At 65.7% G+C, this 23841-nt stretch carries 22 protein-coding genes; 3 read left to right on the top strand and 19 right to left on the bottom strand.

What is annotated here, in order from left to right; genetic code table 11:
• Positions 1–49: 49 nt before the first annotated feature.
• The 5 genes from FJU11_RS05620 to FJU11_RS05600 all read right to left on the bottom strand — a co-directional run bounded on the left by FJU11_RS05620 (position 50) and on the right by FJU11_RS05600 (position 6502).
• Complete coding sequence (locus FJU11_RS05620) at positions 50–1237, bottom strand: aminotransferase class I/II-fold pyridoxal phosphate-dependent enzyme (protein ID WP_141166055.1); 1188 nt, start codon at positions 1235–1237, stop codon at positions 50–52.
• Positions 1238–1246: 9 nt separating this feature from the next.
• Positions 1247–2923 carry an indolepyruvate oxidoreductase subunit beta family protein gene (locus FJU11_RS05615; RefSeq protein WP_141166054.1) on the bottom strand — a complete coding sequence of 559 codons (1677 nt, stop codon included), beginning with the start codon at positions 2921–2923 and terminating at the stop codon, positions 1247–1249.
• A 1-nt stretch (position 2924) separates the two neighbouring features.
• The gene (locus FJU11_RS05610; RefSeq protein WP_141166053.1) at positions 2925–5078 is read right to left on the bottom strand and encodes a thiamine pyrophosphate-dependent enzyme; all 2154 of its coding nucleotides are present in this window, start codon (positions 5076–5078) and stop codon (positions 2925–2927) included.
• A gap of 42 nt (positions 5079–5120) precedes the next feature.
• Positions 5121–5585 (bottom strand): MarR family winged helix-turn-helix transcriptional regulator, encoded by a 465-nt coding sequence (locus tag FJU11_RS05605; RefSeq protein WP_235890845.1) that lies wholly within the window; start codon positions 5583–5585, stop codon positions 5121–5123.
• Positions 5586–5710: 125 nt separating this feature from the next.
• Complete coding sequence (locus tag FJU11_RS05600) at positions 5711–6502, bottom strand: cyclase family protein (RefSeq protein WP_141166052.1); 792 nt, start codon at positions 6500–6502, stop codon at positions 5711–5713.
• A gap of 260 nt (positions 6503–6762) precedes the next feature.
• Between FJU11_RS05600 and FJU11_RS05595 the strand changes: the two genes are divergently transcribed.
• Complete coding sequence (locus FJU11_RS05595; protein WP_141166051.1) at positions 6763–8181, top strand: FAD-binding oxidoreductase; 1419 nt, start codon at positions 6763–6765, stop codon at positions 8179–8181.
• Here the strand turns inward: FJU11_RS05595 and FJU11_RS05590 are convergent.
• From FJU11_RS05590 to FJU11_RS05580, 3 genes are read right to left on the bottom strand one after another with little or no spacing between them, the layout of a single operon-like run.
• Positions 8166–8693 (bottom strand): flavin reductase family protein, encoded by a 528-nt coding sequence (locus FJU11_RS05590; RefSeq protein ID WP_141166050.1) that lies wholly within the window; start codon positions 8691–8693, stop codon positions 8166–8168. The genes FJU11_RS05595 and FJU11_RS05590 overlap by 16 nt on opposite strands.
• Entirely contained in the window at positions 8690–9781 is a 1092-nt protein-coding gene (locus tag FJU11_RS05585) for an LLM class flavin-dependent oxidoreductase (RefSeq protein WP_141166049.1), read from the bottom strand. Before FJU11_RS05585 ends, FJU11_RS05590 begins: the two co-directional genes overlap by 4 nt.
• Positions 9778–10491: a GntR family transcriptional regulator gene (locus FJU11_RS05580; protein ID WP_141166048.1), complete on the bottom strand. Its 714-nt coding sequence runs from the start codon at positions 10489–10491 to the stop codon at positions 9778–9780. The genes FJU11_RS05585 and FJU11_RS05580 overlap by 4 nt, the downstream gene beginning before the upstream one ends.
• Before the next feature lie 116 nt (positions 10492–10607).
• On the opposite strand from FJU11_RS05580, the gene FJU11_RS05575 reads away from it, so the two are divergent.
• On the top strand, positions 10608–11360 hold the full coding sequence (locus tag FJU11_RS05575; protein ID WP_141166047.1) for an HpcH/HpaI aldolase family protein: 753 nt from the start codon (positions 10608–10610) through the stop codon (positions 11358–11360).
• A gap of 4 nt (positions 11361–11364) precedes the next feature.
• Entirely contained in the window at positions 11365–12315 is a 951-nt protein-coding gene (locus FJU11_RS05570; protein ID WP_141166046.1) for an NADP-dependent oxidoreductase, read from the top strand.
• Here FJU11_RS05570 and FJU11_RS05565 read toward each other — a convergent pair.
• The 11 genes from FJU11_RS05565 to FJU11_RS05515 all read right to left on the bottom strand — a co-directional run.
• Complete coding sequence (locus FJU11_RS05565) at positions 12299–12997, bottom strand: EthD family reductase (protein ID WP_141166045.1); 699 nt, start codon at positions 12995–12997, stop codon at positions 12299–12301. The two genes, FJU11_RS05570 and FJU11_RS05565, sit on opposite strands and share 17 nt — an antisense overlap.
• 31 nt (positions 12998–13028) lie before the next feature.
• Entirely contained in the window at positions 13029–14339 is a 1311-nt protein-coding gene (locus FJU11_RS05560; RefSeq protein ID WP_141166044.1) for a TRAP transporter large permease, read from the bottom strand.
• A complete protein-coding gene (locus FJU11_RS05555; RefSeq protein WP_141166043.1) occupies positions 14340–14852 on the bottom strand; it encodes a TRAP transporter small permease in 513 nt (170 codons plus the stop codon).
• Positions 14853–14925: 73 nt separating this feature from the next.
• Entirely contained in the window at positions 14926–15906 is a 981-nt protein-coding gene (gene dctP / locus FJU11_RS05550) for a TRAP transporter substrate-binding protein DctP (protein WP_141166042.1), read from the bottom strand.
• A gap of 166 nt (positions 15907–16072) precedes the next feature.
• Complete coding sequence (locus FJU11_RS05545) at positions 16073–16933, bottom strand: ATP-binding cassette domain-containing protein (RefSeq protein WP_141166041.1); 861 nt, start codon at positions 16931–16933, stop codon at positions 16073–16075.
• Positions 16926–17804 carry an ABC transporter ATP-binding protein gene (locus FJU11_RS05540; RefSeq protein WP_141166040.1) on the bottom strand — a complete coding sequence of 293 codons (879 nt, stop codon included), beginning with the start codon at positions 17802–17804 and terminating at the stop codon, positions 16926–16928. Before FJU11_RS05540 ends, FJU11_RS05545 begins: the two co-directional genes overlap by 8 nt.
• Positions 17801–18718, bottom strand: a complete 918-nt coding sequence (locus tag FJU11_RS05535) for an ABC transporter permease (RefSeq protein WP_141166039.1) — start codon at positions 18716–18718, stop codon at positions 17801–17803. The genes FJU11_RS05540 and FJU11_RS05535 overlap by 4 nt, the downstream gene beginning before the upstream one ends.
• A complete protein-coding gene (locus FJU11_RS05530) occupies positions 18711–19727 on the bottom strand; it encodes an ABC transporter permease (protein ID WP_181408058.1) in 1017 nt (338 codons plus the stop codon). Before FJU11_RS05530 ends, FJU11_RS05535 begins: the two co-directional genes overlap by 8 nt.
• A gap of 34 nt (positions 19728–19761) precedes the next feature.
• Positions 19762–21300 (bottom strand): ABC transporter substrate-binding protein, encoded by a 1539-nt coding sequence (locus FJU11_RS05525; protein WP_141166037.1) that lies wholly within the window; start codon positions 21298–21300, stop codon positions 19762–19764.
• Positions 21301–21585: 285 nt separating this feature from the next.
• On the bottom strand, positions 21586–23157 hold the full coding sequence (locus FJU11_RS05520) for a phytoene desaturase family protein (protein WP_141166036.1): 1572 nt from the start codon (positions 23155–23157) through the stop codon (positions 21586–21588).
• 46 nt (positions 23158–23203) lie between these two features.
• The coding region (locus FJU11_RS05515) for an acyl-CoA dehydrogenase family protein (RefSeq protein WP_268935187.1) at positions 23204–23841 on the bottom strand (638 nt) is incomplete at its 5' end.

The raw sequence follows: 23841 nt of genomic DNA, 5'->3' as shown, positions 1-23841 counted from the left end.
TCTCTCTGTTCCCCTGGGTATCGTAATCGTCCGGCGTGCGCCTCGCGCGCTACATCACCGCCTCGATGCGTCGACACGCTTCTTCGAGGAGCTCTGGATCGTTGCACACGCACATGCGGATGAAATCCTTCGACGTCTCACCGAAGAGGTGGCCCGGTGCGAGACCCACATGCGCCTCTTCGAGGAGCCGGGCACATACCGCACTCGCGCTGTCGGCCTCGTCCACCGAGAAGAAGGCGTACATGCCCCCTTTCGGCTTGTTCGAAAGACGGATGCGGTTGGAACGGCCGAGCCGTTCGTAGACGACCGAGAGCCCTTGCGCACAGCGGTCGCGTACCGAGCGGACGAAGTCTTCGCCGTCGCGAAGTGCCGTCAGCGCGCCGGCCTGCACGAAGGGCGGCGTTCCGCTGTTCATGTATTGCGTCATGGCGCGCACGGCGGGCGCGACCGAGGCCGGATGGTTGAGCCAGCCGAGACGCCAGCCGGTCATAGCCCACGCCTTCGAAAACCCGTTGATGCACATGACGAGGTCTTCCTCGCCGGCAAGCCGCATCATCGAAGGCGCCGAGGGACCGTGGAAATAGAGCCGGTTATAGACCTCGTCGCTGATGATCCACACGCCGGTCTCACGCGAGAATTCGAGGAGGGCTTGCTGTTCCTCCGGGCTCGCCGTCCATCCGCAAGGGTTCGATGGCGTGGAAAACATGATCGCCTTGGTGCGCGCGTCGCAGGCGTCGAACAGGCGGTCGAGATCGAGGCGCCAGTCGCCCTCGACATAGTCGAGCGGCACGGGTCGCGCCTCACCCCCGGCGATCTGGATCGCATGGCGGATGTTCGGCCATTGCGGCTCGAGGTAGACGACGTTCGAACCCTTGTCGACGATCAGTTCCAGCGCGATGATGACGGCCTGCATGCCGCCCGGCGCGACGGTCGAGCGATCGAGCCCGATATTCACGCCGTGCAACTCGCTCTGGTAGCGCGACAGTTCGCGCGCGAGATCGGGACGGGCCGCCATTTCCGGCACGTAGAACGTCTCGCCCTGGTCGAGGCTGTCCTTGGCCGCCTGGCGGATGAAGGCAGGCGTCACCACGTCGCTCTCGCCGTACCACAGCGTGATGACGTCCTCGATCGAACCGGCCCTTTCGGCCAGGAGGGCGATGTTTTCCGTTTCGAGATCGGCGATATCGCCCCTGATCCTCGAAAGTGCCGTATCGGCAGCCAATGCACGTCTCTTCATGATCCTCGCCTAAATCCCGGCTTGCGTCGTGTTGTCCGGCTCGCCGGCGAAGGAGGCGACCGTCTCCAGTGCGCCGTCGAGCATGATGCCTTTTTCGTCCTTCAGCGCCGCTTCACGCAAGCGGCCGAGCCAGGGTGCCGCGTCGTCGCGCCCTTCCAGCATCGGCAGGGCGGAAAGCACCCGGTCGAACTTGGAAAGACCGCGCTCGTGCGTGTCGCTGTAGCCCTTGATGAGCCGCCGGCATCGCAGAACCTCGACCCCGAGATCGTAATCGCGTTCGCGGGTGCGCATGGCGAGCGACCACCAGTCGTCGATATGTGCGGTCTCGACCGTATGGCGCAGCAGGCCGCGGCGCCAGCGCCTGAGACCGGCGATCGTCCAGAGCATGGCGAAGCCGCCCATGCCGTCGGTGCGGATATGGCGCCCCTTGTCGAGGCGTTTCGAAAGCCAGCGGGAAACCCCCGGGCGGCCTTCGATCCAACGGCCGAAACCTGCCGGCATGGTGCCGCAGAACTCTTCGAGCCGAGGATGGAAGTATTCCGTGACGTGCAGCACCGTCTCGTCGTCGACACCGACCTCGCGGCGCACGCGCGCCGAACGCGTCGAGCGTGTCTTCAGGTCGGCGACGCGGATGATGTCGTCGTAGCACATGGCATTGGCGAGGTATTTCGCCGCCGCCTCTGCAAAGGCGTAGCCGCGATCGGCCGAGTCGGCGCGCAGCGCCTCTTCGACGCGGTCGAGATAGGCCGAACCATAGCGCGTGTCCTGAAAGTCGACCACGCTCTCGCTGCCATGCCGCGCCATCGCGCGAACCGGCTCGGGCATGGCGTCGATGCGTTCGACGAGCCCCTGCCATGCGGCGACCTCGCCGGAGTGACCGGCCGCCCTGCGCCCCATTTCCTGCGGCCCGGCTTCGCCGTTCTTCCCGGCGCGAGGATCGGGATCCTCGCTTTCGGGCTGGCCACCGAGCGGCAAATGCGTATCGACGGTCCGCTCCGGGGCCTTCTCGGGAGCGCCTGTGGCTTCGGAATGTCCGTCGCCATGCGCTTCGTCGTACGCCTTGCCGAAGGCGCGCAGGCTTGCCTCGACGCCGCGGCCGGAGGCCCGGATCGTCTCCTCGAAGCTTTCGCGCCCGAACGGCAGGACGCCGCAACCGGCGAGCGCGCCGAAGAGGCTCGACGAGATGACGCTGCCCGCCTCGACCGCCATCTTTTCCATGTCGAAGGAGACGTAGTTCTTCGCAGCACGGCGCGCGCTCGCATGCACCTCCTCGGCCGAACCGCGCCCGTCGCCAGGAACGATCTTTTCCGAAACGGCGGCGATGCGATGGGCCGATGCGATGAGCGTCGTACGGTCCGGGGTCACGAAGCCCCGCATGATCGCCCTTCCCGCCTCCATCAGCTCGGCGGCGATCAGGATGTCGACATCGTTTTCGGCCGGGGAGAGCGAAAGCACCGGCTGGCGGCCGTCGTCCGGGCACATCTCGATGTAGTAGATCGTCGCACCGGTACGCTGCGCGACGCCGGCGACCGAGGTCGACTGCGCCCGATAGCCGTTGCGCTCGGCGACGTCGGTGACCCAGCTCGTCAGCACGCCGCCGCCCTGCCCGCCGACGGCGAGGATGGCGATCGACAGAACCCGTTCGTCCGCCTTGAGATCGGCGGTCTCTCTCACATGCGTGTTCATCTCAAGCCTCCGCGAAGCTCAGGCGGCCGCGCTCGCGCCGGTTCTGCAGCCAGCCGATGACCCGCCGGCGCGTCCGGTCGGCGAAGCGTTCCATCTTGCCGGGATTGTAGACCGTATCCGCGCGGTAGAAGGACGGGCAGAGCACCGCCGCATCGGCCACCTCCCCGCAATTGCCGCAGCCCACACAGGTGTGGTCGATGTGGGCGACCGGATCGTCGCGCAGTGGATCGTCGAGCGACTTGACGGAAAGCGACGGGCAGCCGGAAAGCCGCATGCACGCATGATCGCCGGTGCACACGTCCTCGTCGACGCCGAAGCGCGGCTTGACCGTGCGCTCGCCCCCGTCGATCGCCTTCTTCAGGAGCGGACGCTCACGACGCTGACGGTTCAGCATGCACTCCGAGGAAGCGACGATGACCTTCGGCCCCTTCTCCTCGGTCGTCAGCGCTTCCTTCAGCGTCGCGCGCACCTTGTTGACGTCGTAGGTCCGGTCGATCTGGCGCACCCATTTGGCGCCCATGCCGCGAACGGCATCGGCGATCGGGTGCTGCGTCGATTTCGACTTGTTGTCGGCGCGCGAGGACAGAATGTCCTGGCCGCCGGTCGCCGCGGAATAGTGGTTGTCGACGATGACGATCACGCCGTCGTTTTGGTTGAAGACGGCGTTGCCGACCGACGAGGTCAGTCCGTTGTGCCACAAGCCCCCATCGCCGACGAACGAGATCGAGCGGCGTTTGGCGTCCGGCGCGTTGAAGGCCGACGCCGAGGCGGGGCCGAGACCGTAGCCCATCGTCGTCGCGCCGAGTTCGAAGGGCGGCATGATGGAAAAGAGGTGGCAGCCGATGTCGGATGCGATGTGATGGTTGCCGAGTTCCTGCTCGACGAGCTTGGTCGCAGCGAAGATCGGCCGCTCCGGGCAGCCGGTGCAGAAGCCCGGGGGCCGTCCCGGCACGTTCGCGGCGAGCCCGTCCGTGCCGCGGTCCGTCTCGACCGTGTTCGGTGCACGCAGCCGGTCCGAGAGCATGTCCGGCGCATGGGCACGAAGGAAGGCGCCGACCCCGTCGAGCATGACCTGGCCGGTATATTCGCCCGCCATCGGCAGCATGTCCTTGCCGGCAAGCCGCGTCGTCGCTCCCGCGCGGTAGAGCATGCGCGCGAAACCCTGCTCGATATAGTCGGGCTGCCCCTCTTCGACGACGAGCACGGCATCCTTGTCCGCGCAGAAGTCGAGGAACTCGTCCTCGATCAGCGGATAGACGGCGTTCAGGACATAAAGCGGCACTTCCGTCTCGCCGTAGAGGTCGGCGAGCCCGAGACGCTGCAGCGCGCGGATGACGTTGTTGTACATCCCGCCCTGCATGACGATGCCGACCTTGCCGGCTTCGGGCCCGAAGAATTCGTTGATCCTGCGCTCGCGGATGAAGTCGACGGCGGCCGGCCAGCGGCGCTCGATCTTCTCCTTCTCGTGCAGGAAGGAGGCCGGCGGCAGCACGATGCGCTGGGTGTCCCGGCGCGGATTTTCGAGCGCCTCGGCAACGCTCATCGTCGGGCGCTGGTTCGCCTTGGCGGTGAAGCGGCCATGAACGTGGCAGCAGCGGATGCGCACTTCCATCATGACCGGCGTGTTCGATGCCTCGGAAAGCTCGAAGGCGTCGTGCACCGTCTTGACGATGGTCGGAAGGTCCGGTCGCGGATCGAGCAGCCAGACCTGGCTCTTCATCGCAAAAGCGTGGCTGCGCTCCTGCATGATGGAGGAGCCCTCGCCGTAATCCTCGCCGACGATGATGAGCGCACCGCCCGTCACGCCGCCCGAAGCGAGGTTGGCGAGCGCGTCCGAGGCGACATTGGTGCCGACGGTCGACTTGAAGGTCGCCGCACCGCGGATCGGATAGTGCACCGAGGCGGCGAGCATCGCCGTTGCCGTCGCTTCTGAAGCGCTCGCCTCGAAGTGCACGCCGAGTTCGCCGAGGATGTCCTGCGCATCCGAGAGGACGTCCATAAGGTGGCTGATCGGCGCGCCCTGGTAGCCGCCGACATAGCCGACGCCGCATTCCAGAAGCGCCTTGGTGATGGCGAGGATACCCTCGCCCGCGAATTCCTCGCCTTCCCCGAGACGGAGCTTCTGGACTTCCTTGGCAAAAGATCGTTCGGCCATGACTGATACCTCTTAATCCGGTCTTCGCGATGCCGCCGCGATTCAGAAGTCGTGCTTGCGGATGTTGTGCAGCATGCGGTTCAAGACGGAGACGAACGTTGCGTATTCGGTGTCGCTGACGCCTGTGAACATGGTACTGAAGGCACGCCACATTTCGGGCCACACGGCTTCGAAGAGTTCGCGCCCTTCCGGCAGCAGAAAGACCTGGCGCACGCGGCTGTCGGTCTTGTGCTGCATGCGGCGCACGAGCCCCTGCGCCTCCATGGCGTCGATCGTCCGGCTCATCGTCGATTGCTCGAGCACGGAATAGACCGCCAGCTCGTTCAGCGTCAGGCCGTCGGCGACGGCGAGTACGGCCAGCGCACGAAGCTGCGCCGTGGTGACGCCGCGCTCGCGAAGCCCTTCGCCGATCGTCGCGTTGTAGCGCCCCATGATGCGGTTCATCAGGTAGGGCGCGAATTGCTGGAGACCGATCTCGCCGATCGAATGAACGCGACCGGCCGCCACTTCCGGCGCGAGCGCCGTCGGTGCCGGCCCCAGGGCCGGATCGGACCCGCCGCCCCTTTCGTCGCGGGCGGCAGGGTCCGGGGTCGCGCGATCGTCCGTCAAATTCACGGGCGTCTCCGGCGCCTTCAGCCCTTCGGCACCAGCGCGAGCGCACGGCAGGGGCTGCCCGTGCCATTCTCGATCTTAAGCGGCGCGGCGATCAGGACGGCGCCCTTGGCCGGCAGCTTGTCGAGGTTGCAAAGGCTCGCCAGCCCGTAGCGATTGTTCTTGTGCAGGATGTTGTGCGCCGGAAACGGCGGCTCCATGCCGGCGGCAAGCCCGGCATCGGTGCCGATGCATTCCGTGCCCCAGCCGACAGCGCCCTTTTCCATGATGTATTCGATGCAATCGAGCGACGGGCCGGGCGAATGCGGACCGTTTTCGTCCATGTTGAGGAAGGTCTCTTCCGAGCCGTTGCGCGTGTACCAGTCGGTGCGCATGACGACCCATTCGCCCTTCTTGATCTCACCGTGCTCGCTTTCCCAGGCCTTCACGCCATCGGCGGTCAGGAGGAAATCCTGGTTTTCTGCCGTCTCCTTCGAGCAGTCGATCACGTTGACCGGCGCGACAAAGTTCTTCGGCTCGATGGCGTCGACATAGCCGTCCGAATATTCCTTGCCGGTGATCCAGTGGTGCGGCGCGTCGAAGTGCGTGCCGGAATGCTCGCCGATCTTGAGCCAGTTCCATGCCCACCACGGGCCGTTGTCGTCGTACTCGGAAATCTTGTGGATCTCGATCTGCGGAGTGTCCACCGCAAGCTCCGGCGGCAGCTTCAGCAACGGCGTGTCCGGGCCGAGCGGGGCCGCGAGATCGACGACTTCGACGTCGCCGTTCAACAGGAGGGATGCGAGGTCGCCGAGGGCGTTGGCGCTGCTCATGATGGATCTCCTTCGTTCCAAGCCTCTGGGATGCTTTTGAATGGAGCGTAGCGGCGTATTCATGCATCCGCAAGCATTTCACGCGGCCCATCGAACAATTTCCTCATGCGGGTCGCCAGTCTTGCGCACAACCTTTCAATTCGACGAGTATGCGGTCATAGATCGATAGATCGTCGCAACGCATCTGTCCCCGGCGTGAAAACGATCGTAGGACGATCCATGATTATGCATATAAATTCGATCCAGCGAAGGAACCCGGCATGACCGACTTCACCAAGCGCCTCACGGACGAGCTCGGCCGCGATCTGGTCGCGCTCGGCCAGGACATTCCAGAACGCGCGCACCGCGACTGGAGCGGCATGGACCCGGTCGAACCGCTGGCTCTCGTACGCCCGCGAAACGCCGCCGAGATCGGCGCGGCGCTCGCACTGTGCGATGCGCACGGCATCGGGGTCGTCCCGCAGGGCGGGCTGACGGGCCTCGCCGGCGGCGCACAGCCGAGCGCCGACGCGATCGCCATATCGCTGGAACGCATGACCGCGATCGAGCCGGTCGATGCCGAGATGGCCTGCATCACCGTCGAGGCGGGCGCCCCGCTTGCCGCCGTCCAGCAGGCCGCGGAAGACGCCGGGCTTTTCCTCGGCCTCGATCTCGGCGCGCGCGGAACCTGCACGATCGGCGGCACGCTCTCGACGAACGCCGGCGGCAACCGCGTCATCCGCTACGGCATGGCGCGCGAGCACGTGCTCGGCCTCGAAGCCGTGCTCGCCGACGGCACGGTCGTCAGCAGCATGAACCGCATGCTGAAGAACAATGCCGGCTACGATCTCAAGCAGCTCTTCATCGGGTCCGAGGGAACGCTCGGCGTGATCAGCCGCGCCGTGCTCAGGCTCCAGTCGCGACCGACCTTTTCGACGTCCGCCCTTTGCGGCTGCCGGAATTTCGATGACGCGCTCGCACTCTTGAAAGCCGTACGTGCCGGCCTCGGCCCGTCGCTGACCTCCTTCGAGGTCATGTGGCCGAGCTTCTACGATTTCATGGGCAAGAGCCTCGGCCTGCCGAGACCGCTTGCCGAGGACCACGGCGTCTACGTCCTGGTCGAATCGAGCGGGTACGAGGAAGTGCGCGACCGCGAGCAGCTCGAGGCGACGCTTGGCGCGTGCCTCGAAGACGGTACGCTCGCCGATGCGGTGATCGCCGGCTCCGAGCGCGAGACCGCCGATCTGTGGGCCGTGCGCGAAAGTGTTGCCGAATATTCCCGTCTCATGGGCAAGCTGACCGCCTTCGACGTCGGCCTGCCGGCGCACGTCACCGGCCGAACGGTCGAGGTGCTGGAAGCGGAATTGCGCAAGCGCTGGCCGGACGTGATCGCCCTTTCCTACGGGCACATCGGCGACAGCAATCTGCACCTCGTCGTCAACGTGCCCTCGGCCGGCGACGAACAACCGCACGGCGAAATCACGCACTTCGTCTACGACACGGTACGCGCAGCCGGCGGCACGATCTCGGCCGAGCACGGCATCGGGCTCCTGAAACGGCCCTACCTTCCCTACAGCCGGACGCCGGAAGAGCTTGCCCTGATGCGCCGGCTGAAGCGTGCGCTCGACCCGAACAACATCCTCAATCCGCACAAGGTCTTCGAGATGGACGAAGAAAGCGGATCTCAGCCGACCATGTGATAGGCACCGTCGGCGAAGATGAGGCTGGCGTCGCCGATGTCGCCGAGATGGACGTCGGCGACCGCCGCGATCGTCACCCGGTGGGTGCCGTAGTCCATGAACGACTCGACGCGGCATTCCAGGCAGGCCCGCGCGTCGGCGAGAAGCGGCACGTCTTCCTCGCTTCGATACCACTCGCCATGGACGAAGCGATTGCGCCCGGCGAGGCCCTTTCGCCCGCCGAAGGCGTCCGCGACATTCTGCTGATGCTGGGAAAGCACGCTGACGGAAAACGTCTTCCCGATCTCGAGCGCGGGCGCGATGGTCGAGGAACGGTTGATGCAGACGACGAGCGACGGGGGATCGGCACTGAGCGAGCACACGGCCGTTGCCGTTACGCCGAGAAGCCGTCCGTCGTGGCCCTGCAACGCAACGACGTTGACCGAGCCGACGAGGGTGCGCATGCCGAGCTTGAACCGTGCCGCGCTCGTCATTGCCCCCGTCATCCGTTCCGGTTGGTCACCCTCGTTCATCGGCGAAGCCCCGCTTCCCTGAGCAGGGGCAACACGCGGTCGCAGAAGAAGGGCAGTTCGTAGGTGTAGTTGACGAAGGACAGTGCGATGCCCTCGTAGCCCTGTTCCGAGATGCGCACCATGTCCTCGACGATCTTCTCCGGCGTGCCGACCAGCGGGTAGCTGCCCGCTCCGCCCGCAAAGCGCTGGCGATAGCGGTCGTAGGCTTCCTTGTCGTGCGAGGCCGAAAAGGACCGCTTGCCTTCCATGTGCGTTTCGACGGCGCCATGGTCGGCCTCGTGCAGCGCATAGCGGTCGTAATAGTCTTCCGCCTCGGCCTGGGTTTCCCGGCATACGACGTGACAGACCGTGTAAAGGCCGATCTCGCGTTCGTTGTCCCTGGCACGTTCACGCATCTCGGCGACGTGCTTGGCACCGTCCTCGATCTCGCTGAACGTCGTGAAGAGATATTCGCAATGCTGGGCCGCGAAGTTGCGCCCCGGTTCGCCGAACGCGGCGTTCATCGTCACCGGTCGCGGAACCTGTAGGCTCGCCGGCCGGCTGACCACGTCCTTCAGCTGGTAGTAGGTTCCATCATAGTCGAACGGCTCGTTGGAAGCGTAGCACTTCTCGACGATCTCCAGCCATTCGGCGGCCTGGTCGTATCCCTTCTCGCCGAGCGCGACGCCGAACATCGCGAACTCGCTCGGGTTCCAGCCGCAGACGATGTTGAGGCCGGCGCGCCCGCCACTAATGTGGTCGACGGTGGCAAGCGTCTTCGCGGCATAGAGCGGATGCACGACGGGCACGTGCACGGTCATGAAGAGCGCGATGCGCTCGGTGCTCGCCGCAAGGGCGGCTGCCCAGGTCGAGGTTTCGAACGACCATTCACGTGCCTTGGTCGCGCCGCCGAAACCCTTCCACCGTGCGATCGGCAGCATGAATTCGAGCCCTGCCCGATCGGCGATCTGCGCGGCGGTGAGGTTGTCCTGCCAGCGCGCACGCCAGCGTTCGGGCACTGCGGTGATCGCGAGCCCGCCATCGGCGTTGGTCGAGAAGACGCCGAGCTTCAACCGGTTGCCCTGTCTCAGGGGATGGCGCTTGATCATGATGGTCTTCCTTCCTTTTCCGGGCGCGTCCGGGTAGCGCGCGGGGGTGTGCGAACGGTATCGAGTTCGTGGGCGCGTACCGCACGGAACGCGGCCTCGGCGTCGAACATGAAACGGGTCATGGCGTCGCTGGCATGCAGCGCATCGCCTTCCATGAAGGCGGCGTGGATCGATTCGAGCCCGGCGACATAGCTGGCGCGGTAACGGGCATCCTCGAACGTGCCGCGGCGGATCGGCGTGAACCGGTCCATGAACCGGGCGATCGTCGCGGCGAGCGTCCGGTTGCCGACGGCCGCGAGCCAGATGTTGCGGAAGACGACGTTGGCACGCATGAGACCGACGAGATCGTCGTTTTCGAGGGCGTCGCGGATCCGCCCGATCGCCGCATCGAGATCGGCGCGGACGGCGGGATCCATGTTGCCGGCGGCACTCGCCGCTGCCCGCGGCTCGAGCAACCGGCGCACCTCGCTCAATTCGCCGATCTCGCCGAGCGAAAGCGTCGGGATGACGAAGCCGCGCGTCGAACCCGTAAGGTACCCCTCGGCGACGAGGCGAAGCAGCGCCTCGCGCGCCGGCATCCGCGAGGCACCGTATTGCGCCGCGACCTCGGTATCGACAAAACGGTGGTCGGCCGCAAAGGCGCCCGTCTGCAACCCGTCGAGGAGGTTGGCGTAAATTCGCTCAGCGTGGCTTTCGGGACGACATTCCATCGGAAAATATCACTTGAAACCGTATACGAATTTAGCACAAAACAGATGGCAAGCAAGCGGTTCCCGCCGGCTATATGGTCTGTGGCGCTGATAACCGTATACGGAATGGAGGTATAATGGCCAACTTTCGCGAAAGAATTCGTGGTGGAGAGCCGTTCGGCGGCTCCTTTGCGGCGATCCCTCACCCCGTTGCCGTCGAGGTGCTGGCGAACGCCGGTCTCGACGTGCTGTGCATCGACTGGGAACACGCCCAGATCGGCCGCGAGCGCATCGAGGACCTGCTGCGTGCCGCGGGAACGACGCCGACGCTCGTTCGCGTTCCCGGCCACGGCGCCGAAGCGATCGCCGCGTCCCTCGATGCGGGAGCGGCCGGCGTTCTCGTGCCGCGCGTGGAGACGGCGGAAGACGCCCACCACGCGGTCGCAGCGACGCGCTATCCGCCGCTCGGTGCCCGTGGCGCCGGACCGGGCAGAGCGGCGGGCTACGGCTACGATATCGCCGCCTACATCGAACGCGCCAACCGGTCGCTCGCATTGGCCGTGCAGGTCGAAACCCGCCGCGGCGTCGAAAACGTCGAGGCGATCGCAGCCGTCGAGGAGGTCGACCTCGTCTTCGTCGGGCCGGGCGATCTCGCGGTTTCGCTCGGCGTCACGCCGGACGATCCGGCACCTCTCGAAGCGGCGATCGCCAGAGTGATCGAGGTCTGCCGCGCCGCCGGCAAGAGCGTCGGCATCTTCCGACCGGATACGAGCGACGTGGAACGATGGCGCGAAGCGGGCGTCAGCTTCTTCCTGTTCGCATCCGACACGATGCTTCTCGGCGCCGGCGCCTCCGAGACCGCGGCGCGTTTCAAGGCGACCAAGGAGTGATCCGATGAAGGCGATCCGCTACCACGCCCATGGCGACCCCGAAGTGCTTGCGCTCGAAGAGGTCGAAGCCCCCGAGATCGGCCCGGGCGAAGTGCTCGTCGCCATCAGGGCGGCATCGATCTCGCCGTTCGACTGCAAGCTGCGCGCCGGCGATCTCGCCGCCTTTTTCACCGTATCCTTCCCGCAGATCCCCGGACGCGATGCGGCCGGCGTGGTCGCGGCTGTCGGCGATGGGGTCAGCGAATTCACCGTCGGCGACCGGGTCTGCGTCATGGCGGGGATCGAACGCGGCGGAAGTGCCGTCGACCTGCGCGTCTCGACCCCGGACGAACTGGTCCGCATGCCGGCCGAACTCGGGTTCGTGGAAGCGGCAGGCCTCGTCAATGCCGGGCTCAGCGCATGGATCTGCACGATTGAATACGCCGAAATCGGCCCCGGAACGCGCGTTCTGGTCCATGGCGGCTCCGGCGCGGTCGGCGGACTGATCGTCCAACTCGCCCGCCGCCGCGGCGCCGATATCGTCGCCACCTGTCGCGAGGGCAACCGTGCCTATGTCGAAGGTCTCGGTGCCGACCGGGCGATCGCCTACGACACCGAGGATTTCACGACGATCGAGCCCGTCGACGTCGTGTTCGATCTCGTCGGCGGGCAGACGCACGCCCGCTCCTATTCGGTCCTGAAGAAGGGCGGAACCCTGGTATGGCTCGTCGCCGCGCCGATCACGGACCGTGGCGACGAGTTCGGTGTCGACGTTCGCCGCGCGATGATCGCCGATCGGCGCGAGCCGGTCGAAAACATTCTGGCGCTTGCCGCTTCGGGCGAATTGCGCGCGCAGATCGCGGGAACGCTACCGCTCGAAAAGGCGGCCGACGGCCATGCCATGCTGGAAGCGGGCCGCGTGACGCGCGGCCGGCTCGTGCTCACGCTCGACGAAGACGCTACGACGGACGGATGATCCGCGTCGCCATCGGATAGTGAAAGTTCCCGCCTTCGAAGGCGGGAAAATGGCCGAAGTCCGCACGCATGTCCTCGCGTACGGGCGAATGCAGGGCTTCGGTCAGCGCCTCGGGGCTATCGAACATGATCCGGTTGCGCTGGATCGCGTCGACGCGCGTCCAGGGCATGGCGTCCACCCAGTCGAGCCGTGTCAGGATTTCCAGTTCGCGCACGCCGGGAAAGCGGGCCATGATCGGCGGATGATTGTCGATATAGTGCGTCAACCAGGCGTTCAGGTCCGCCGCCGGCCCCGGATAATGCACGACGTAGCTGCACGCGGTCGTCTCGGCCGGGCGCGGATCGGGAACGGCGAACTGCCGGTTCACCATCGCCTGCTGGCTCGACCGCGCGCCTTCGATGCTCGGTAGATCGCCGCTTTCGCTAAGCGCCTTCAGCGCCCCGCCCTGCCCGATCGCCGCTTCCAGGGTCTCGATCGACGGAAAGTAAAGCTGCAGGCCAAGCATCGGCGAGGCGCCGTCGTCGTTATAGACGTCGCTCGCCTCGGCCGGCGTGTAGATGTGCGCCTTCGACAGACCGGCAAGGCCGCCGAGGCACGTTTCGAGACGCCGGATCTCGTCCGGCGAAACGGTCCGAGGCCCATTGCCGGCATGCTCGAAGAAGGCGAGATAGCAAAAATTCATCGGGTGGCTCCGTTGCGCATCGTCCGCCGGTTCAAAAGAGGTTCGGCAGGAAGAGCGCGATCTGCGGGAAGATGACGATCAGCACGATGAGGAGCAGCGTGCAGGCGATGAAGGGTGCCGCCGACAGCGCGACCGTCTTCAGGCTGGTGCCCGGTGGCGCCACGCCGACCATGACGAACAGCAGCAATCCGAAGGGCGGCGTCGTGAAGCCCACCTCGAAGGCGAGCAGCAGGATGAGACCGAACCAGACGAGATCGAACTGGAAGTGGGCGGCGATCGGCAGGAAGATCGGCAGCGTGATCAGCATCATGGAAACCTGGTCCATGAACATGCCGAGGATGAGGATCACGCACACCATCAGGAAGAGGAAGAGATAGGGGCCGGGATCGAACCCGGTCACGAAGCCGATGAACCCGTTGCTCGCGCCGGAAAAGGCGAAGACCTGGGAAAAGGTGGTCGAGGCCGAGATGATGAGGAAGGTCATGCCGGTGACGCGCATCGCGTCGTCGAGGGAGGTCCAGAGCGCCTTCCAGGTGAAACAGCGATAGGCGATCAGCAGCCCGAGCACGCCCGCGCAGCCGAGCGCGGAGGATTCCGTCGGCGTCGCGATGCCGAGGATGATCGTGCCTACGACGAGGAAGACGATGACGCCCATCGGCACGATGTTGACGGCGATAGCCTTGATCTTCCGGCCCATCGGCACGCGTTCGACCGGGTATTGCGGCGCGGCTTCCGGATCGAGCAAGGTCTGCACGAAGATGAGCGCCGCGAACATGACGGCGAGGAGAAGACCCGGCAGCGCACCGGCGATCAGCAGCGCGCCGACGTCGATATGTGCCAACGAACCGAGCAGCACGGCAAGCGAGGACGGCGGGATGACGACGGCGAGGCTGCCGGCGCCGAGCACCGGACCGTACGCCATCTTCGCCTTGTAGCCGCGCTTGATCATCTCCGGCACCATGAGCGAACCCATCATGCCGGTGTTGGCGAGGCTCGAACCGGAAAGCGCGGAGAAGACGGCACCGGCAGCGAGCACCACGTATGAAAGGCGCGCGCGCAGATTGCCGATGCACATGTCGAGCGCGTCCATCACCCCGTCGCCGAGGCCGGAACGGAAGAAGAGACTGCCCATGATGAGGAAGAGCGGAAGCGGTGCCAGCGCGTAGGTCCCGACCGCGGCGCTGAAGTTCGAGATCATCTGGTCGACGCCGACCGAGCCGCCGAAGAACAGGTAGAGCCCGGCGATGTTGGTGACGAAGAAGGCGAACGCGACCGGTAGGCCGAGGCCCATGAAGAAGAGGATGAGCCCTACCATGAGGGCGAAGGGAAAGAACCAGTCCATCTAGAGGCCCTCCTGCTCGAGCGGATCGACGTCGTAGAGGCTTTCGAAACCGAGGAGGAAGCGGCACCATTCGAGCGCGGAAAAGAAGAAGCCGAGGCATACCGGCGCGACGATCGCCCATTTCGGCATGTCGAAGGTGCGTGTCTCGTAAGCGCCCGTACGCAGGGCGTCGAAGAAGGAATTGACCGCGAAGACGGTGATGTAGAGGCAAAGGATCACGCATGCCGCATAGACGATGCGCTCGAGCACGGCGCGCGCGGGGATCGGCAGCGCCTTGCGCAGGAACTCGACGAAGACGTGGCCCTTGATGTGCACGAGCCACGGCATCGGCAGGAAGGCCGCGTAGACCAGACCGTATTCGGTCGCCGAAACACCCCAGCTGATCGGCCTGAGGTTCAGGTTGCGCAGCACGACGTCGGCCACGACCTCGATGACGATGGCCGCGAGGATGAGCTTGACGGCAGCCGCCATCAGCCAGCTCACGCGCGCGACGGCGGCGAAGAATACCTGCATGGAAGTTTGGTTCCCGATGTTCCCGTTGCCCGCCGACCCCCAAGAGGCCGACGGGCATGGCTTCAGCTACGGCCTACTGGAAGTGCTTGCGCAGTTCGGAGATGTAGGTCGGATCACGCGACTCCATGCGCTGCCAGCTCGCCTTCGACGCCTTGGAAAGGAACTCGTCCTTGCCCTTGCCGGAAAGGGTCACGATCTTCTGGCCGGCGTCGATCATCTGCTGCGCCTGCTCCTTGGTGTCCTTCTCGACCGCTTCGGCGCTTTCCTTCTCGAAGGACTTTGCCGTGTCGGTCAGGATCTTCTGCGCCTCCGGCGACAAGCTGTCCCACTTGTCCTTGTTCATCGAGATCAGGACGTCGGTCTGGAAGAACGACGGATCGACGCGATACTTCGTGAACTTGTCCCAGCCGAAGGACTGGTAGCCGAGGATGGTATAGGCGTTGGCGTTGACGACCCCGCGTTCCAGCGACGTGTAGATCTCGCCCGGCGACTGGACGATGACCGTCGCGCCGAGGTTTTCCAGGAACGTACGGTAGAGCGGCGAGGAGCGGATCTTCAGCTTGCTCCAGTCGATGCCGCCGTCGTCGGTCTTCTTCGGCTGGTCGACGGTGAAGATATGAAAGCCGGCACCGGCATCGATATGGGCGAGGAGATGCGCATTGCCCTTCTTCGCGTAGATCTTCTGCATGAGATCCCAGCCGCCGTTCTCACGCACTTCCTCGGGCGATTTCGTCGAGGCGGAGAACGCCTCGCCTTCGGGCACCAGGTTCAGGTAGAGACCGGCCGGCGTATTCAGCATGTCGATGAGGCCGTTCTTCTGTGCCTCGCCCTGCTGGTCGGGGGGGAGAACTTCCGGTCCGCCACGTACGTTGATCTTCACGACGCCCTTGCCGGCCTTATTCACCTCGTCGACGAACTTGAGAAAGCTCTGCGCGTAGGTGTTCTGGGCCGGCGTGAAATGGACGGCGTTGATCGTCGTCTCCTTTGCCAGGCCGGGCGAAACCGTGAGCGCGAGAAGCGCGGAGGAGACGAAAAGCTTGCCGATAATTCGCATATGCAGTTCTCCGTTTTTCAGTTGGACAGGAAGAGCGATGCCATCGCGGCCCTCGCTCGATCGGATGGGTGGGACCGACCGGACCGAAGCCGGCAGGCGGTCGAAGGCGCCGCGTTCGGGCGGCGTCGGTGTATCGGCGACGACGAGCGTATGATCGTCTCGCCGTTCATGATCGGCAGGCGGCCGTGTCGGGCGCGCCGTCGAGCCATCCCGGCTGCGGCGAAGGCAGCGGGATCGCGTCGAGGAGCGTTCGCGTATAGTCCGTCCGAGGCGCCTCGAAGAGTGCGCCGCACGTGCCGGATTCGACGATGCGGCCGGCACGCATCACGCAGACGCGATCGCAAAAATTGCGGATGACGGAGAGGTCGTGGCTGATGAAGACGAGCGCCAGCCCGAGTTCGCCGGCGAGCCGCTTCAGGAGAACGAGGACCTGCGCCTGCGTGGAAACGTCGAGGCCCGAGACGATTTCGTCGGCAAGCACGAAGTGCGGCCGCGTGATGACGGCGCGCGCGATGCCGACCCGCTGACGCTGGCCTCCCGAAAGTTCGTGCGGGTAGCGGTCGAGAAGCGGCGTCGGCAGTCCGACCTGTTCGGCGACTACCTCCAGCTCGCGCCGGCGTTCCTTCCGGTCGAGACGACCGGCGCGCAGCGCGAGCGCCGCTTCGAGGCTCGCCGCGACCCGGCGGCGCGGATTGAGAGAGGATTGCGGATCCTGGAAGATGAACTGCATGCGCGCGCGCAACGGGCGCAGCCGTGCCTCGTCCAGATGGGTGATGTCTCGCCCTTCGAAGGTGAGCTTGCCGCCGGTCGGCTCATGAAGGCGCAGCAGCGCCCGGCCGAGCGAGGTCTTGCCGCTTCCCGACTCGCCGACGATCCCGAGGATCTCGCCGCGGCGCACGCTCAGCGAAACCGGATGCAGAACCCGCACGCGCGGTCGACGTCCGAAAAGGACCCGCGCGTTCATGTCCGGCAGTTCGAGTTCGAGGTCCTTCGCCTCGACGATCGCCTCGCCCGGTGCTTCAGCCATCGGCAGCCTCCCCGCCATGCACGCGCTCGGCCTTGAGGGCGGTGATGATGTGTTCGGGGATCGGGCGCATACCGCTGTCCGGCCGGTCGTGGCGCGGGCTCGCCTCGATCAGCGCGCGCGTATAGGCATGTGCCGGCTGGGCGAGCACCGCGGCGGTCGCCCCCTGCTCCACCACGCGCCCTTCGAAGAGCACGGTGACCTGGTCGCAGAGCTGCGCGACGACACCGAGATCGTGCGTGACGAAGACGACGCCGGTGCCGTGGCGGGCCTGCATGCGCCGGATGAGGCGGAGAACCTCCTTCTGGACCGTGACGTCGAGGGCCGTCGTCGGTTCATCGGCGATAACGAGCTTCGGATCGACGGCGAAGGCGGCGGCGATCAGCACGCGCTGACGCATGCCGCCGGACAGTTCGTGCGGGTAGCGCGCGATGACGGCTTCCGGATCGGCGATCTGCACCTCGGTCAGGAGGGAAAGGACCTTCTCGCGCAGTTTGGCGCCCCGCATCCCACGCCTCAGGCGCAGCCCGTCGGCGATCTGCGCGCCGACCCGCCGGGCGGGGTTCAGCGCGCTCATCGGATCCTGCGGGATCAGGGCGATGTCGCGCCCGAGGAGAGAGAAGAACCGCGAGGGCCGCATCTTCAGGAGATCTTCTCCCGCAAAGCGGATGGTGCCGCCGGTGACGGCGATCGCCTTCGGCAGGATGCCGAGGATCGCCTTGCCGACGGTCGACTTGCCCGCACCGCTCTCGCCGACGAGCCCGTGGACCTGGCCGGGATCGAGCGTGAGATCGACGCCGCGCAGCAGCGGCGCGTGTGGCGGCCGGACGAGTGCGGCCTCGAGACCGCGTATTTCGAGAAGCGGAACGCTCATCGACGGCTCAACGGATCGATCAGCCGGCGCAGACCGTTGCCGAGCTGGTTGAAGGCGAGCACCGTCAGGAAGAGCAGGCAGAGCGGGAAGGCGAAGACCCACCAGGCCTGATAGATGATCTGCCGCCCGTCGGCGATCATGCCGCCCCATGTCGGCAGGCCGGAGGCGACGGAAAGCCCGACGAAGGAAAGCACCGCCTCGACGATGACGGCGATGCCCATTTCGAGGCTGAGGAGCACGAGGACGACGGGTACGACATTGGGCACCACCTCGCGCCAGAGGATGCGCCCGCGCGTGGCGCCGAGCGTCACGGCCGCGTCGACATAGTCGAGGTTCTTCTGCTGCACGACCTCCGACCGGACGACGCGGCAAAACCGCGTCCAGTCGATGACCACGATGGCGATGATGACCGACGACAGGCTGGCGCCCAGCACGGCGACCAGCAGGATCGACAGAAGCACCGGCGGAAACGCCATCCAGATGTCGACGAGCCGCGAGACGGCGGCATCGGCGAAGCCGCCGAAAAAGCCCGAGACGAGCCCGAGCACGGTGCCGATGAGGCCGGCCCCGATCGCCGCGACGAAGGCGACGGTGATCGCGACGCGCGAACCGTAGATCATGCGCGAGAGCACGTCCCGCCCAAGGCTGTCGGTACCGAGCAGATAGCCGGGTTCGGCCCGCGGGTTCCATGCCGGTGGCAGGGTGTTCAGCATCAGGTCCTGCGCCTGCGGGTCGTGCGGGGCGATCCAGCCGGCGAAGATCGCCACGAGAACGAGAAGCAGGACGAAGCCGCCGGCCACGAGCACGCGCGGTTCCTCCGCCACCATGGCAGGCAGTCGCGCGAGGCGTCGGCGCGTCTCGCCCCGTACCGGTGTCGTTGCCGGATGCGCCCCTTCCATCGCCGGATCAGCCATGCCGCAGCCTCGGATTAAGCAGCGCGAAGGATGCTTCCACAAGAAGATTGATGACGATGAAGATCAGGCCGAAGGTCAGGATCAATCCCTGGATCAGCGGCAGGTCGCGATTGACGATCGCGTCGATCGCCAGATTGCCGATACCGGGATAGCCGAAGATGCGCTCGACGATGACCGTGCCGCCGAACATGAAGGTGAACTGCACGCCGGTGAGCGCCAGAGTCGGGATCATGGCGTTGCGCAGCGCCTCCTGCACGACGATGCGAAGCCGCGACATGCCGCGGATGCGCGCGAGCACCGCGTAGTCCTGGCCGGTCTCCGTCTCGAGTGCGGCCTTCAGCACGCGCAGGATGACGGCGGCAAGCGGCAAAGCCAGTGCGAGAGCCGGCATGAGCATGTGGGAAAGCACGTTCGCCGCGATATCGAAACGCAGGCGCAGAATGCTTTCCAGAAGCGTGAAGCCGGTCGCGAAATCGTATGAAAGGCGCGGATCGACGCGTCCCGATATCGGCAGGATCGGAAACGCGACGCCGAAAAGGAGGACGAAGGCGAGCGCCCAGACGAAGTCCGGCACGGCGAGCAGAAGCCCGTTGACGTTGTCGACCACCGACCCCGGCCAGCGCCTTCGCGACAGCATCGAAAGCACGGCGGCACCGATCCCGAGCGCAAGCGCGATGACAAGGGCGAGCAGCGTCAGTTCGATCGTGGCCGGCAGCCGCTCGGCGATCAGTCCCAGAACGTTGCGATGCGTCGAGATCGACGTTCCGAAATCGCCACGAACGGCGTTCTTCAACCAGATCCAGAACTGGACCGGAATGCTCCGGTCGAGCCCGTAATCGGCCTTCAGGCGCGCGATATCCGCTTCGCTCGCACCCGGCGCGATCATCATGGCGATCGGGTTGCCGGGCACGATGCGAAGCAGGAAGAACGTCACGACCGCGACGCCGAAAAGCGTGAAGGCAGCCGTGATCGCGGTCTTCAGGGCGACGAGTGGGCGCATGAGCATCAATCGGCGGCTACGGCCGCCGGCCTCGTGTCGATCGTCAATCGACGGTCCTGTCGATCAGTTTCGCTTCCAGCGCTTCCGACTTGTTCGGCGTGACCTTCAGGCCCTTCCGATAGACGATCGGCTGGGCGTACTGCAGGAGCGGCAGCACGTATCCCTGCTCGGCGATGTAGCGATCGACGTCCTTCCAGCCGGCGATGCGCTTCTTCTCGTCCTTCTCGTTCCACAGCGGTGCGATCTTCTGGTCGAGATCGTCCGTGTCCCAGACGGAATGGGGCGAAGGCCCGAACATCGCAAAGCCCGTCGAGGTCGCCGGATCGGCGATCGCGTTGCCCCAGTTGTAGAAGGCGAAGGGGGCGAGCTTGTCGGCAGCGCGCAGCTCGTAGTGCTTGGCGATCTCGTAGACCTCGATGTTCGCCTCGATGCCGACCTTGCTCCACATGCCGGCGATCGCCTGGATCATCTCGTAGTCGCGAGGCATGTAGCCGCGCGTCGTCTGGATGGTGACCTTGACCGGATTGTCCGGCGAGAATCCGCTCTTGGCGAGAAGCTCCTTGGCCTTTTCCGGATCGTGCGGCACCTTGATCGACGGATCGTAGGCCAGGTATTCCGGCGCTTCGAGCGTGTCGATGGCGACGCCGTAGCCGCGCAGGAGCCGGTCGATGATCGCCTGCTTGTCGACCGCGTAGGTCGCGGCGAGCCGCACGTTCTTGTCGAGCAGCGGCTTCACGTCGTTGATGAAGATCATTCCGATGTCGGAAACCGGCTCGCAGGAGCCGGAGAACTTGCCGCCGGACGTCAGCCGGTCGTATTCCTCGTAAGGGATCTGCAGGGTGATGTCCGAGCTGCCGCTCTCGACCTCGGCCACGCGGCTCGTCGCATCGGTGACGAACTTGAAGATGACCGTCTCGAAGGCGGGCTTGTCGCCCCAGTAGTGCGGGTTGCGCTTGAGCCGCAGGAACCCGTTCGACTGGAACTCCTCGACCATGTACGGACCGCTGCCGATCGGCTTCTTCTCGAAGCCCTGCGCACCGACCTTTTCGTAATAGGCCTTGGGCAGGACGTACCCCGTCAGGAACGCCATCCACTTGAAGAGCGTCGGCTCGTAGCTCTTCACCTTCGCCTCGACCCGGTTTCCGTCGATCGTGAAGTCGCCGATCGTCGACCAGACGAACTGGATCGGGTTGCCGCCGTCGGGATCGCCGGCGCGCTTGAGCGACCACACGACGTCTTCCGGCGTGAGATCGGATCCGTCCTGCCACTTCACCCCGTCGCGCACCGTCATCCACACGCGCGTCTTGTCGTCGTTCCATCCCCAGTCCGTGAGGATGTTCGGTACGAATTCGAGGTTCGGCTCCTGGCCGATATACTGGTCGAAGACGCTGCGATAGATCGCCTGGATCGTCGGGTTCACCGCCGAGGGCCCGGTCGTCGGGTCCCATGCCGGAAGGTTGACGTTATAGGCGATCGTCACCGTGTCGCTGTCCGCCGCGAAGGCGCTGCCGCCCCGCAGAAAGGTCGCGAGCGCCACACCGGCACCGGCGACCTGCAGAAATTCCCGTCGTGTCGAGCTCATCGTGAAAGCCTCCAGTTTGCCCGTGCGTGTTTCGGCGCGGGGGTGGCTTCCTTGGCCCGGGATCTTATGCCCTGTCGCCTGCTACGACCGGCAGCGTCCCTTGTTCTTGTGGCCGTGGAGCCGTTCCCAATTTCTTTAAGGTTAAAGCATTTTGCATTAAAATGAGTTCGCCGCACTTTGCCAAGAGGGCAAACGGAATTTTCCACTCGGCATGCCGGAAACGAGCGTCGTGCCTTTCGCGCCGGCGCATGCGCGCCGCGGCATGATGTTGCGGCCGAGGCCGGTTCAGCGCGCCAGCCGGCGGCCGAGCAGCGTGCCCGGCCCTGCCCCGGTGCTGGCACCCGGCCAGACCGCGGCCCCGGTATGGTAGAGGTTGCGGATCGGCGTGTTGCCGTTCGAATAGCCGCGCACCGGCCGGAAAAGGAAATGCTGCGCCAGGTGATGGCTGCCACAGATCTGGTCGCCGCCGACGAGGTTCGGGTTGTCGGCTTCCAGTTCGGCCGGCGTGACGATGCGCTGGCCGAGAATGCGTTCGCGGATGCCGGGCGCATGGCGCTCCAGGCTTTCGAGCACGCGTTCGGCCATCGGCGCGGCGGCCGCCTGCCAGTCGCGCGCCTCGATGGTGCCGGCCGCATCGCCGCGGATCTCGCCGGGCACCATGCGCACCTGAAGCCAGAGCGTATGCTTGCCTTCCGGTGCACGGCTCGTGTCGATGGCCGTCGGCTGGCCGACCACGACGACGGGATCACGCGGAAGGAGGCCCGATAGCGGCTCCTGATAGGCGCGTGCCATGGAATCCATGCCCGGCGCGATGGTGACGTAGGCATAGCGCTTTAGGTCTTCGCCCGCGCGCCAGTCCGGCAGATGCGACGTCGCCAGATGGATCATCAGCGTGCCCGGGGCGTGTTTGAAGCTCTTCAGACCCGCATCGTAGCGCGTTTCGCCGGTCTCGCCCGTCATCCTCGCCAGCGCACCAGGCGCCACGTTCGCAACGACCGAGCGCGCCGCCTCGATCCGTTCGCCGTCTCGCGTCGTGACCGCCTTGGCAGCGCCGTTCTCGTGATGGATATGCGTGACCTCGACGCCGCAGCGCACGATACCGCCGAGCGCTTCGATCTCCGCCACCATCGCGCGGATGATCGTGTCCGCGCCGCCCTTGCCGAGCGTCATCCCGCCCGCCTGATCGCCGAACGCCTCGAGATATGGAAAGATCGCGCCGGAGGCGACGTCCGGCGCATAGTCGAGATGCATGCCCCAAGGGGCCAGGGCCGTGCGCACCTTCTCGGATTCGAAGGTGCGCTCCAGCCAGTCGCGCGGGGAACTGACGAGGAAGCGGGCGAGATCGAGCGCCGGTCCCCGGCCGAGCGTGCGCATGGCCTTGTAAATGAGCGAAGAAAGCGAACGAAGCGTCAGCGGCGAGGAAAGCAGGCCGCCGATGATCGCGGCGTTGGCGAAGAAATCTCCGCTCAACCTTTTCCAGGTCTGCGCGTCGGCCTCGGAGAAGCCGGCGATCGCCTTCGCGTTGCGCTCGGCATCCGTGCCGAAACCGAGCCACGTGCCGTCTTCATAGACCGAGGCAAAGCAATTGTCGGCCTTCACGAACTCCGCGCCGCGCGCACGCAGCCGGTCGCCGAAATCCGCGAAGAATGCCGAATTGACGAAGTTCGTCAGGTTCAACGCGGCCCAGTCGTGCCGGAAACCGGGCACCGTCAGATCCTTCGTCTTGACGGCTCCGCCCGGCTCCCCGGCCTTTTCGAGGATTATCACCGACCGGCCGGCGCGCAGGAGATAAAGCGCGCAGACCAGGCTGTTGTGGCCGGCGCCGATGATGACGGTGTCGGTTCGGCTCTCGCTCACGTTCTTGACCCCCCTCGAACGATCGGTCCTACGGCAACGGCCTTCCTTAGAAGAACGCCTGGATGCCGGTCTGCGCGCGCCCGAGGATGAGGGCGTGGACGTCGTGGGTGCCTTCGTAGGTGTTGACGGTCTCGAGGTTCATCATGTGGCGCATGATCTGGTATTCCTCCGAGATGCCGTTGCCGCCGTGCATGTCGCGCGCGACGCGGGCGATCTCGAGCGCCTTGCCGCAATTGTTGCGCTTGACCAGCGAGATCATCTCCGGCGCCATCCTGCCTTCATCCATCAGCCGACCGACCCGAAGCACGGCCTGCAGGCCGAGCGTGATCTCCGTCTGCATGTCGGCGAGCTTCTTCTGGAAGAGCTGCGTCCCGGCGAGCGGCTTGTCGAACTGCTTGCGCTCCAGCCCGTAGTTGCGCGCCGCGTGCCAGCAGAACTCCGCCGCACCCATCGTCCCCCAGGCGATGCCGTAGCGCGCCCGGTTGAGGCAGCCGAAGGGCCCACGCAGGCCCTCGACGTTCGGAAGCAGCGCCTCCTCGCCGACCTCGACCCCGTCCATGACGATCTCGCCGGTGATCGACGCGCGCAGCGAGAGCTTGCCCTCGATCTTCGGCGCGGAAAGCCCCTTCATGCCCTTTTCGAGCACGAAGCCGCGGATCTTGCCGTCATGCGCGTCCGACTTCG

Origin of the sequence: Pararhizobium mangrovi (assembly GCF_006516965.1) — a bacterium.
GTDB lineage: Bacteria > Pseudomonadota > Alphaproteobacteria > Rhizobiales > Rhizobiaceae > Pararhizobium_B > Pararhizobium_B mangrovi.
The sequence above is the reverse complement of the archived record's forward strand: the minus strand, read 5'-3'. Positions and strand labels throughout refer to the sequence as shown.